The 11,444-nt window shown below is 71.5% G+C and carries 8 protein-coding genes; 5 read left to right on the forward strand and 3 right to left on the reverse strand.

Annotation, left to right across the window (positions count from 1 at the left end; genetic code table 11):
* Positions 1 to 205: 205 nt before the first annotated feature.
* Entirely contained in the window at positions 206 to 1,423 is a 1,218-nt protein-coding gene (locus tag ACLQ2S_RS09530) for an ROK family transcriptional regulator (RefSeq protein ID WP_309222954.1), read from the reverse strand.
* Between the two features lie 196 nt (positions 1,424 to 1,619).
* On the opposite strand from ACLQ2S_RS09530, the gene ACLQ2S_RS09535 reads away from it, so the two are divergent.
* Genes ACLQ2S_RS09535 through ACLQ2S_RS09545 form a run of 3 tightly spaced genes read left to right on the forward strand, consistent with a single transcriptional unit; the run spans position 1,620 to position 5,315 of the window.
* The gene (locus ACLQ2S_RS09535; protein ID WP_309222953.1) at positions 1,620 to 3,287 is read left to right on the forward strand and encodes an extracellular solute-binding protein; all 1,668 of its coding nucleotides are present in this window, start codon (positions 1,620 to 1,622) and stop codon (positions 3,285 to 3,287) included.
* 40 nt (positions 3,288 to 3,327) lie between these two features.
* The gene (locus tag ACLQ2S_RS09540) at positions 3,328 to 4,335 is read left to right on the forward strand and encodes an ABC transporter permease (RefSeq protein WP_155216330.1); all 1,008 of its coding nucleotides are present in this window, start codon (positions 3,328 to 3,330) and stop codon (positions 4,333 to 4,335) included.
* Positions 4,332 to 5,315, forward strand: coding sequence for a carbohydrate ABC transporter permease (locus ACLQ2S_RS09545; RefSeq protein ID WP_155216328.1), 984 nt, complete (start codon positions 4,332 to 4,334; stop codon positions 5,313 to 5,315). The genes ACLQ2S_RS09540 and ACLQ2S_RS09545 overlap by 4 nt, the downstream gene beginning before the upstream one ends.
* A gap of 67 nt (positions 5,316 to 5,382) precedes the next feature.
* Here the strand turns inward: ACLQ2S_RS09545 and ACLQ2S_RS09550 are convergent, their stop codons facing one another.
* Positions 5,383 to 7,731, reverse strand: a complete 2,349-nt coding sequence (locus tag ACLQ2S_RS09550; protein ID WP_425701530.1) for a TIM-barrel domain-containing protein — start codon at positions 7,729 to 7,731, stop codon at positions 5,383 to 5,385.
* A 164-nt stretch (positions 7,732 to 7,895) separates the two neighbouring features.
* On the opposite strand from ACLQ2S_RS09550, the gene ACLQ2S_RS09555 reads away from it, so the two are divergent.
* A complete protein-coding gene (locus ACLQ2S_RS09555) occupies positions 7,896 to 9,908 on the forward strand; it encodes a beta-galactosidase (protein WP_425701577.1) in 2,013 nt (670 codons plus the stop codon).
* Positions 9,909 to 9,935: 27 nt separating this feature from the next.
* On the opposite strand, the gene ACLQ2S_RS09560 is transcribed toward ACLQ2S_RS09555, so the two are convergent.
* Complete coding sequence (locus ACLQ2S_RS09560) at positions 9,936 to 10,586, reverse strand: LysE family translocator (protein ID WP_155216324.1); 651 nt, start codon at positions 10,584 to 10,586, stop codon at positions 9,936 to 9,938.
* Positions 10,587 to 10,649: 63 nt separating this feature from the next.
* Here ACLQ2S_RS09560 and ACLQ2S_RS09565 point away from each other — a divergent pair, with 63 nt between their 5' ends.
* Entirely contained in the window at positions 10,650 to 11,171 is a 522-nt protein-coding gene (locus tag ACLQ2S_RS09565; protein WP_309222952.1) for a DUF1992 domain-containing protein, read from the forward strand.
* Positions 11,172 to 11,444: the final 273 nt, after the last annotated feature.

Raw genomic sequence — 11,444 nt, forward strand, 5'->3', positions numbered from 1 at the left:
CGGCGGATGGCCGGGCGGCCTCACAGGTCGTGGTGGGGTGACGGTCGTCGGCCCGGACGCTGGCGAAGCGCTTCGACAAACCGTGGAAATCAAGCCGCCCCAGGTGCCCGTGTGGAGCGGCTCACGTCGAGGTTGGCACTCGCGGCGGGTCGGGTCAAGACTCCGACCGGCCGAGCGGGCATCGACCGCAGCGGGTGTCCGCCGGTCAGCCGGCGGGCAGGCGTCCGGCCTCGACGGTGGCCAGGGCGGCGGTGGCGCCGCCGAGGGCGCCGGCGGTGTCCAGGGTGGAGGCCTCCAGGCGGCAGCCGCCCGCGCCCGGGGCGTGGGCCCGGGCGGCCAACTCCGACCGGGCGGCCGGCAGCAGCCACGGCGCCAGCGCGGCGAAGTGGTCGCCGAGCACGACCGTCTCCGGGTTGAGCAGGTCGGCCAGGACGGCGACGCCCCGGCCGAGGTGGCGGCCGATCTCGGCCAGGCCGCCGCACACGACCGGGTCGTCCTGACGGGCGAGCGCCACGATCCGGGTCAGCTCCGGCAGGTAGTCGGTGACCGGGCCGTCGGCCTCCGCGTCGGGCAGCAGTCGACGTACCACGGCGGGTAGCCCGACCAGGGCGGACAGGCAGCCGTGGTGGCCGCAGGCGCAGGACGGCCCGGCCGGGTCGAGCGGCAGGTGCGCGATCTCCCCGGCGAAGCCGCGACCGCCGCGCAGCAGTCGCCCGGCGGCGATGATGCCGGCGCCGACGGTGAGCCCACCGGTCAGGTGCACCAGGTCCGAGCTGCCCGCGTGGCCACCGTGGCGCTGCTCGGCGAGGACGGCGAGGTTGGCGACACTGTCGACGGCGACGGTGAACTCCGGCTCCCGCAGGATGGTCCGTAGCTGCGCCGCGACCGGCACGTCCCGCCAACCCAGGGCGCTGGCCAGCGGCACCGCGCCGGAGGGGTCGACCAGCCCCGGCACGCCGACGGTGAGACCCAGCACGGTGCGCCCCTGGGCGGTGACCCGGCCGACGGCCCGCCGGGCGAGCGCGGCCAGGGCGCGCAGCGTCTCGGTGGGGGAGACGGTGGTGGCGGCGAAGGCCCGCCGCCAGGTGAGCAGCCGGTTGCCGCCGAGGTCGACGGCGACGGCCACCAGTTCGTCGGCGCCGATCTGAAGGCCCAGGGCGGCGTACGGCTCACCGTCGAGCACCAGCATGGTGGCGGGTCGACCGACCCGGTTCTCGGTGAGCCCGGTCTCGCGGAGCAGCCGTTGGTCGATCAGCTCGGTCACCAGGCTGGAGACGGTGGCCTTGTTCAGCCCGGTCCGGGCCGCGATGTCCGCGCGGGAGCAGGGGGAGTGCAGACGTACGTGCCGCAGCACCACCGCCCGGTTGGCGACGCGTACGTCACCGAGGTCGCTCGGCTGCGGTTCGTTGTGGATGCTGATCACGTTCTGCCCGCTCCCTGCGCCGGTGTCGCGCGGCGCGCGTCCATCTTCGCGTACCGCGCTGGCGGGACTGACCAGGCCGCCCGCCTGTCTTGTGGGACGGATAGCCGTCGATTAGTTTGTTCGGCTAGAACCCCAACTAATCCTAGCCTGAGCCTCCGGCTCCGCAAACCGATACCGATGACGAAGGGAGTGCGCCGTGAAGCCTTCCCTGCCGAGCGCATCCACCGACCGACGGACCATGCTGCGGCTGCTCGGCCTCGGCGCGGCCGCGACCATGGGCGGCGGCGCCCTGGCCGGTTGCAGCAAGGAAGCCGGCAGCCAGGGCAGCGCCACCAGCGCCGACGCCATCAAGGCGGTGCTGCCCACCTACCAGCGGGCCGAACTGCTCAAGCCGGACATCCCAGGCGAGGGCCCGATCCCGGACGGCTACCTGAGCTATCCGACCGAGCTGGTCGACGCGATCACCGAGCAGCCCGGCCGGGGCGGCCCGCCGATCCAGACGATGAGCCCGTGGTGGGGCCCGACCCCGCCGCCGCTGGGACGCAACTCCTACCTGAGCGCGGTCAACGGCAAACTCGGCGTGGAGGTCAACCCGAGCCTGCAGGACGGCCTGACCTACGCCGACAAACTCAACGCCATGCTCGGCGCCCGCGACGTGCCGGAGCTGCTGTCCGCGCCGAACTGGGAGGTGGACAAGGTCGCCCGGTTCTCCGACGCGGTCAAGGCGCTGTTCACCGACCTGACCGACCACCTCCAGGGCGACAACGCGGCGAAGTACCCGTACCTGGCGGCGCTGCCCACCGGCGCCTGGGAGTACTCGGTCTGGGGTGGGCGGCTCTACGCCGTGCCGTTCCCCACCGACGGCCCGTTCGCGTGGGCCATGTTCTACCGCAAGGACCTGCTCGACGCCGCCGGGATGGCCGCCCCCACCAGCCCCGAGGAGCTGTACGAGTTCGGCAAGAAGGCCACCGACCCGGCCAAGGGCGTGTGGGCCTTCGGCAGCGTCTTCGAGATGGTCCAGCAGTACTTCGGCTGCCACCAGACCTGGCGCAAGAAGCCCGACGGCGGCCTGGAGCACAAGTTCGAGGATCCGGCGTTCGAGGCGGCGTTGGAGTTCACCGCCCGGCTGTTCGCCGAGGGCCTGGTGCACCCGGACACGGTGGCCAGCAAGGGCGCCGACGAGAAGCAGCTGTTCAACTCCGGGAAGATCCTGATGTACCGGGACGGGCTCGGCGCCTGGCAGGGCATGCAGAGCGAACGGTCCAAGGAACTGCCCACCTTCAACATGCAGCCGCTGCCGGTCTTCGGCGCGCAGGGCGCCCAGCCGGTCATCTGGGGCAGCGAGAAGCCGGTCTTCTACACCTTCCTGAAGAAGGACCTGTCCGCCGAGCGGGTCGACGAGGTGCTGCGGGTGCTCAACTGGTGCGCCGCCCCGTTCGGCAGCCGCGAGTTCGAACTACGCGAGTACGGCGTGGAGGGACAGCACTTCACCCGGGGCGCCGACGGCACGCCGACGCTGACCGAGCGGGGACGCGCCGAGCTGGGCGCGCAGTACACCCACATCGGCGGCCGGGTGCCGGTCAAGGTGCGCAGCGGCGACACCCCCAACTTCGTGCAGGACTACCTGGGCTACTACCGCAAGCACATCGACCAGATGGAGAAGGACCTGTTCGCCGGGATCAAGCTGGAACTGCCGGCGAACTGGTCGAAGATCATCCAGCCGACCGACGACAAGCTCCGCGACATCCTGCGCGGTCGTCGCCCGGTCAGCGACCTGGCCCAGGTACGCAAGGAGTTCCTCGACACCGGCGGCGAGGAGGGCCGCGCGTTCCACGAGAAGGCGCTCGCCGACAACGGCCGATGAATGAGCAGGTAGACGTGCCGCCGACCGACCGGGAGCCGGCATGAGCGCCACCGACACCGTCGACACCCGACCACCCGCCGGGCGTACGCCGTCGCCGCGGCGTCCCCGGCGGGGTCGCCGGCGCAGCCTGCGGTCCCGGCTGCGCCGCGACTGGCCGCTGCTGGCGATGGCCGCGCCGGCGGCGGCGCTGCTGCTGGTCTTCCACTACCTGCCGACGCTCGGCAACATCATCGCCTTCCAGGACTACAACCCGTTCGTCGGTGACAACCCCCTCGAGGCGTTCCTCAACAGCGAGTGGATCGGCTTCGGCAACTTCGAGGCGCTCTTCCGCGACCCACTGTTCTGGGACGCGGTACGCAACACCCTGAGCATCACCGCGTTCCAGCTGGTGTTCTTCTTCCCGCTGCCGATCATGTTGGCGATCCTGCTCAACAGCGTCGTCTCCGGGCGGGTGCGCGGTTTCGTGCAGAGCGTGGTCTACCTGCCGCACTTCTTCAGCTGGGTGCTGGTGGTGACGTTCTTCGTGCAGATGCTCGGCGGAGCCGGGCTGCTGGCCCAGGAGATGCGCCAGGCCGGCTACGAGCCGTGGAACATCATGACCAACCCGGACACCTTCATCGTGCTGGTCACCGCCGAGGCGGTGTGGAAGGACCTCGGCTGGGGCGCCATCGTCTTCCTGGCCGCGCTGTCCGCGATCGACCAGAACCTGTACGAGGCGGCGGCGGCCGACGGCGCGGGCCGGTGGCGTCGGCTGTGGCACATCACCCTGCCCGGACTGCGGCCGGTGATCGTGCTGCTGCTCATCATGCGGCTCGGTGACGCGCTGTCGGTCGGCTTCGAGCAGTTCATCCTGCAACGGGAGGCGGTCGGCCGGGAGGCCGCCGAGGTGCTCGACACCTTCGTCTACTACCAGGCGATCAGCACCCAGCAGTGGGGGCTCGGCGCGGCGGCGGGCCTGTTCAAGGCGGCGGTCGGGCTGGCGCTGATCCTCACCGCGAACAAGGTCGCGCACCGGCTCGGCGAACAGGGGGTGTACTCGAAATCATGACCGCTCAACTCAGTGGCGCCGGACCGGTGCCCACGGCACCGACCACGGCGGGGCCACCCGCGCCACCGCGTCGACGTCGCCACCCCGATCGGCCGATATGGGCGGGCAGCCCGTCGACACCCCTGACCATCGGCAAGGGGATCGTGCTCACCCTGCTGGTCGCGGCGGTGCTGGTGCCGCTCTGGGCGGTGCTGGTCACCAGCCTCGCCTCCCGAGGCACCATCGACGACGCGGGCGGCATGGTGATGATCCCCCGGGAGTTCGACCCGTCGGCGTACATCACCATCTTCAGCGGCGGCGACGTGACCCGGGCGGTGTGGATCAGCACCCTGGTCACCGTGGTCGGCACCACGGTCAGCCTGGTGCTCACCGTGCTGGCCGCGTACGGGCTGTCCCGGCCGGGCTCGGTGGCCCACCGTGGCCTGCTGTTCTACTTCCTGCTGACGTTCCTGATCTTCCCCGGACTGGTGCCGAGCTACCTGGTGGTGACCGGGCTGGGCCTGAAGGACAGCATCTGGTCGCTGATCCTGCCCAGCGCGATCAGCGTGTTCAACCTGGTGGTGATCCGCGCGTTCTTCATGAACGTGCCGTCCGAACTGCTCGACAGCGCCCGCATCGACGGCGCGGGGGAGCTGCGGATCCTCACCCGGATCGTGCTGCCGCTGTCCAAGGCGGTGATCGCCGTGGTCGGGCTCTTCTACGCGGTCGGCTACTGGAACGTGTACTTCAACGCGGTGCTCTACATCGACTCCAACGACAAGTTCCCGATCCAGCGGGTGTTGCAGAGCTACATCCTCGCCGGGCAGTCACCGAACGTCTCCGGCGCGACGGTGAACCTGCCCGGGGTGACCGCGTACCCGCCGACGCTCGCGGTCAAGATGGCGGTGGTGGTGGTGACGGTCATCCCGGCCGTGATCATCTACCCGTTCGTGCAGCGTCACTTCACCAAGGGCGTGATCACCGGAGCGGTGAAGGGCTGACCCATCGCGTGGGGCGGCCCCGTCCGCGCGACGCCCGACTCCGTCCAGTCGGGCGTCGCGCGGACGGTCAACCCTGCGCGGGGAAGAACCCCGTGAAGGGCACGACGGTCACCGCCGCACCGTTGAGCAGTGACCGGGCCGGTCGGTCGGCATCGCCGACCCCCGCGAGCGCCAGCTGCCCCACCAGCACTGGGCCCCGGGTCTGGATCCGCAACTCGTCGCCGTCGCGGACTGCCTCGATGATCGTGTCTGCGTCCACGTCGTGCACCACCGTACGTCCGTCCACCGCGCCCCAACTGACCAGGGTCACCGGTGGGAAGGGCCCGTCGCCGACGGTGGCCCCGGGCTCGACCAGCGGCAACAGCGCGCCCCGACGAACGTACAACGGCAGCCGCTCCAGCGGCGACCGCACCCGTAGGTGCCGGCCGCCCGGATGCAGCTCACCGGTGGCGGCGTCGAACCAGTCGTCGCCGACGGGCAGGTACACGTCCCGCTCCCCGGACGCGTCGATGATCGGCGCGACCAGCAGATCCGAGCCGAGGCGGTACTGCAACTCGGTGGTCCAGGCCGTCGGATCCTGCGGCGTGTCGACGAGCAGGGCCCGCATCATCGGTACGCCGGTGCGGGCCGCCTGCACCGCCGCCGACCAGAGGTACGGCATCAGCCGGTAACGCAGCCGCAGGGCGGCCACCGCGAGTCGTTCCGCCTCGGCCGGGAAGTCCCACGGCAGTCGGCTGGTGGTGCCGTGCAGCCGCACCAGCGGCGACAGCGCCCCGAACTGCGACCAGCGTACGTAGAGGTCGGGCTCGGGAGTGCCGTGGAAGCCGCCGGTGTCGTGGCTCCAGAACGGCACCCCCGACAGTCCGTGCGACAGGCCGCCCCGCAGCGTGCTGGCCAACGCCGGCCAGGTGGCGTTGACGTCGCCACTCCACTGCGCGCTGTGCCGCTGCCCACCCAGATACGACGAGCGTGCCCACACCGCCCGGTGACCGGCCACCTCCTCGGTGACCCCGGCGACCACGTCGTTGAACAGCAGGGCGTAGACGTTGTGCAGCTCGACGCCGGTCATCCCGTTGTGGGCCACCGCGTCGGCGGGCACCCCCTCGGCGAAGTCGGTCTTGAACACCGCCACCCCCTGCCGCAGCAGAGGCCGTAGCAGCCCGGTGAACCAGTCGACCGCCTCCGGGTTGGTCAGGTCCACGATGGCCGAGGCGGGGTAGCTGCCGTGCCACACGTCGGCGACGTAGGTGCTGCCGTCGGCGCGGCGCAGGAAGTACCCGGCCGCGTCGGCCTCGGCGTACAGGGGGCTGCCCGTCATCAGGTAGGGGTTCATCCAGAGGCAGACCCGGAAGCCCTGCTCGGTCAGGGTCCGCAGCATCCCGGCCGGGTCGGGGAACGCCTCGGCGTCCCAGCGCAGGTCCGACCAGCTGCCGGCGACCTGCCAGTAGCAGTCCAGGTGCAGCACGTCGCACGGAATGTCGCGTTCCCGGATGCGCCGGGCCCGCTCCAGCACCCGTTCCTGACTGTCCGGGTAGAAACCCGAGGAGACCCAGGTGCCGAAGGCCCAGCGCGGCGGCAGGTACGGCTTGCCGGTCAACCGGTGCAGCCGGTCGAGCACCTCGGCGGGGGTCGGTCCGGCCAGCACGTAGTAGTCGAGCAGGTCGTCGGGGACGAGGATCTGCACCGCGCTGTGGGTGGACTGGCAGACGTCGAACTGCACCGGCATCCCGCTGTCGACCAGGACTCCGTAGCCACGGTTGGACAGGTAGAACGGGACGTTCTTGTGCGACCGGTCGGATTCGCTGCCGAAGGCGTCGAAGTTCCACATCAGGGCCCGCTGGCCACGCTTGTCCAGTGGGGTGAACTTCTCGCCGAAGCCGACGAAACGTTCGTCGCCGGGGGCGAGGAAACTCTCGTGCCAGGCGACACGGACACCGTCGGTGGTGGAGTGCCCGAACGGCAGGGTGCGCTGCCGGCCGCTGATGTCGACCGTGCCCGGATCCTGCTCCAACAGCAGCGAGCCGTCGGGACGCAGGAACCGGATGTGCCACGGGTCGAGCCGGATCTCGGCGATCACCGCTCCGGCGTCGACGCGGATCCGCTGGTCCTCGACGGCGACGGTGGCCGGGTGGGTGCCGGGGTGCACCAACGGCATCAGTCGGGCCGACCGGCTGCGGGCCTGGGGGTCCTCGGCCAGGCGTACCCGGATCACGCCGTCGCCGGCCGCGTCGACGCGGACCACCGCCGTCACCCCGTCGGCCAGCACCGCCTTGACGGTCGCGCCGTACGCGTCGGTGCCGGCGACCTCGGCCCGGCTCACCACGGCCGGACCGCTCTCGCCGGGAGCACGCACCGGCAGATCGGGTGGGTCGGCGACGAAGGTCTCGTAGGGCACCAACGGCGGGCGGTACGGCATCAGCTCTCCTCGACGGGGTTAGCGGCGGTGCCGCCAGTTTCTTTAATTACCCAACGAACTGTCAACGATGATCGTTGATGTGGCCGTATGTCGGGCGGTTGACATGCGCAGGGATGATCCATAGTTTGGATGGGTCCCCAACTAACAGCGGGCTGGTGGTGCTGATGTGGATCGACGGCCCGCTGTGCTACGGCGGTGACTACAACCCCGAGCAGTGGTCGGCGCAGGTCTGGTCCGAGGACGTCGCGCTGATGCGTCAGGCCGGTGTCAACCTCGTCACCGTGGGGGTCTTCGCCTGGTCCCGACTCGAACCGGCGCCCGGCCGCTACACCTTCGACTGGCTCGACCAGGTGCTCGACCTGCTGCACGGCGCCGGTGTCCGAGTCGCCCTGGCCACCCCCACCGCGTCACCGCCGCCGTGGTTCTCCCTGGCCCATCCGGGTGCGCTGCCGGTCACCGCCGACGGGATCCGCCTGCACCACGGCAGCCGGGACACCTACTGCGCCGCCACCCCCGCCTACCGGGAGGCCGCGCGGCGCATCACCGCCGCCCTGGCCGACCGGTACGCCCACCACCCGGCGCTGGCCGGCTGGCACGTGCACAACGAGTACGGCACCACCTGCCACTGCGAGCACACCGCCCGCGCCTTCCGCCGATGGTTGGCCGACCGCCACGGGGACCTGGCCGCCGTCAACGACGCCTGGGTCACCAGCTTCTGGAGCCAGCACTACTCCGACTGGGCGCAGATCAGCACCCCCCGGGCCACCCAGTACCTGCCCAACCCCGGTCAACTGCTCGACTTCCGGCGCTTCTGGTCGGACACCCTGCTCGCCGCGTACACCGAGCAGCGCGACCTGCTGCGCACGGCGAACCCGGCGCTTGCGATCACCACCAACTACGTGCTCGGCGACTGGGTACCGGTCGACCACGCCCGCTGGGCCACCGAGGTCGACCTGGTCGCCGTCGACCACTACCCGTCCGCTGTGGACGGCGGCGCCGAGGAACAGACCGCCCTCGTCGGTGACCTGGCCCGTGGCTGGGCCCGCCACGCCGCCGCCCACCGCCGACCCACCCCGCCGGGCGCGTCGACCTGGCTGCTGATGGAGAGCGCACCCAACCAGATCCACACCGCCGGACGGATGCACACCAAGGAACCGGGGCGGATGATGCGGCACAGCCTCGCCCACGTCGCCCGTGGTTCGCACGGCGCGCTGTTCTTCCAGTGGCGGGCACCGGCCGGCGGGGCTGAGCGCTTCCACTCCGCCCTGGTGCCGCACGCCGGCCCACAGAGTCGGGTGTTCCGGGAGGCCGTCGCACTCGGTGCTGCGCTGCGCCGGCTCACCGAGGTCCGAGGTGACGTCGAGGCGTCCGTGGCGCTCGTGGCCGACGCGGCCAGCGGCTGGGCGCTGCGGCATCCGGGCCTACCGTCGACCCTGCCGGACCACCACGACGAACTCGCCACCGCGCACCGTCTGCTCTGGCGAGCCGGCTACGGCTGCGACACCGTGACCCCGGGCGACCCCCTCGACGGGTACCGGCTGCTGATCCTGCCCGCCCTCTACCTGATCGACGACGCCACCGCCGACTGGTTGCGCGGGTACGTCCACGCCGGAGGTCACCTGCTGGCCACCTTCCTCAGCGGCGTCGCCGACGAACACGCCCGGGTACGCCTCGGCGGCTACCCCGGCGCGCTGCGGGACCTGCTCGGGGTCTACGCCGAGGAGTTCCACCCCCTCGCCGCCGACGACCACGTCCGGCTCGACGACGGCGGCACCGGGCGGATCTGGTCCGAGACGCTGCACCTGACCGGTGCCGATCCCGTCCTGTCCTACGCCGGAGGCGTACTCGACGCGATGCCCGCCGTCACCCGGCACCAGGTCGGCGACGGCGTCGCCTGGTACCTGTCCACCCGCCTCGACGACACCAGCCACCGCCGGCTGCTCGACACCGCCGCCCGCGCGGCAGGTGTCGAGCCGGTCTGCCCCGGCGCACCCGAGGGCGTCGAGGCGGTCCGCCGCCGCCACGGCGACACGAGCTGGCTGTTCCTGCTCAACCACACCGACCGTGAGCAGCGCGTACCGGCACGAGGCTGGGAGCTGCTCCACGCCACCCCGGCCGAGGACGCGGTGACCCTGCCGCCCGGCGGTGTCGCGGTGCTCCGCGAGAGCGCGGACTGACCCGACGACCTACCGGCCCCGGCTGGCTCAGCCGGTGGCGACGGCGGCGCGCGAACGGTCGGCGGCGATGCGTACCGCCAGCGCCGCCAGCACCGTACCCATCACCATCCGCTGGACACGCAGCCACAGCGGCCGTCGGCTGAGGAAACCAGCGATACCACCGGCGGTCAGCACGATCAGCGCGTTCACCGTCAACGCCACGGTGATCTGGGTCAGCCCCAGCAGCAGGCTCTGGACGGCCACGTTGCCGCGCGCCGGATCGATGAACTGCGGCAGCAACGACACGTACAGGATGGCGATCTTCGGATTGAGCAGGTTGGTGACCATCCCCATGGTGAACAGTCGCCGGGCCGGATCCGGCGGCAGCGGCACCGGGGCGAACGGCGACTGCCCACCCGGGCGCAACGCCTGCCACGCCAGCCACAGCAGGTACGCCGCGCCGGCCAGCTTGACCGCCGTGTACAACGCCGGCACCACCCCGAACAGTGTGGCGATGCCCGCCACCGCCGCCACCAGGTAGACCGCGAACCCGGCGGCGACGCCGAGCAGCGAGATCAACCCGGCCCGCCGACCCTGGGTCACCGAGCGGGACACCAGGTAGACCATGTTCGGCCCCGGCGTCAGCACCAGCCCCAGGGCAACCAATGCGATTCCGACAACACCCGCCGTACTCACCATGCTCTTGACCCCCGTCCTGTTTCTGCGGCTGAGCCTAGTGCGACGGGAAGGCCGGACGTTCCCGTGACGCTGCGTCGTCGGGAGACGGTGGTCACGTTACGGTTGACCGGGGAGGTGGCGACGGTGGAGCTGCGGTGGGAGGCGTCGGTCGAGGCGCAGATCAGGTCGGCTCAGGAGCGCGGCGAGTTCGACAACCTGCCCGGTGCGGGCAAGCCGATCGCCGGGCGGGGCCTGCCGTACGACGAGTCCTGGTGGATCAAGAGTTTCCTGGAGCGCGAACAGGTGCCGACCGACCTGTTGCTGCCCACTCCGCTGCTGCTGCGTCGCCGCATCGAGCACCTCGCCGACGAGGTCCGGGACCTACCGACCGAGCAGGCCGTACGCGCGGTCGTGGCCGAGCTCAACGCGGAGGTGCTGGCCTGGCTGCGTAACCCGTCCGGCCCGCAGGTCGCGGTACGCCCGGCCGACGCCGACGCGGTGGTGCGGCGCTGGCGAGACGACCGCCGAGCCGCCACCCCACCGGCGCCCGCCCCTGCACCGGCGCCGTCGCGACGGCGCTTCTGGTTCCGCCGCCGCACCACGTGACGGGACGACGTCGCCGGTCGCCGACGCCTCGCCGAGCCCGGCCCGGGTCGCGCGGGCGACACCGGCCGTCGGGCGAAGCGTCGGCGGGGACACCCCTTTCCCCGCCGACGCTTTCAGGGCCCCCGTCAGGCGATCACACGCCGGCCCTGGACCCGCGGTGGCGTTCGCCGCGGTGCCAGTTGGGCGAACGCCGCACCGCCGGTCACCACCCACCATCCGGGTGAGGCCCTGCGCGAATCTTGCGAACCTCTTGAATCCGCAGATCAGCGGTGC

It is taken from the genome of Micromonospora sp. DT48 (assembly GCF_049844495.1).
Lineage (GTDB): Bacteria > Actinomycetota > Actinomycetes > Mycobacteriales > Micromonosporaceae > Micromonospora.

Coding starts and splice junctions, on each gene's coding strand:
- ACLQ2S_RS09540 (WP_155216330.1), top strand. CDS start 3,328: ATGAGCGCCACCGACACCGTCGACACCCGACCACCCGCCGGGCGTACG.
- ACLQ2S_RS09545 (WP_155216328.1), top strand. CDS start 4,332: ATGACCGCTCAACTCAGTGGCGCCGGACCGGTGCCCACGGCACCGACC.
- ACLQ2S_RS09550 (WP_425701530.1), bottom strand. CDS start 7,731: ATGCCGTACCGCCCGCCGTTGGTGCCCTACGAGACCTTCGTCGCCGAC.
- ACLQ2S_RS09555 (WP_425701577.1), top strand. CDS start 7,896: ATGTGGATCGACGGCCCGCTGTGCTACGGCGGTGACTACAACCCCGAG.
- ACLQ2S_RS09560 (WP_155216324.1), bottom strand. CDS start 10,586: ATGGTGAGTACGGCGGGTGTTGTCGGAATCGCATTGGTTGCCCTGGGG.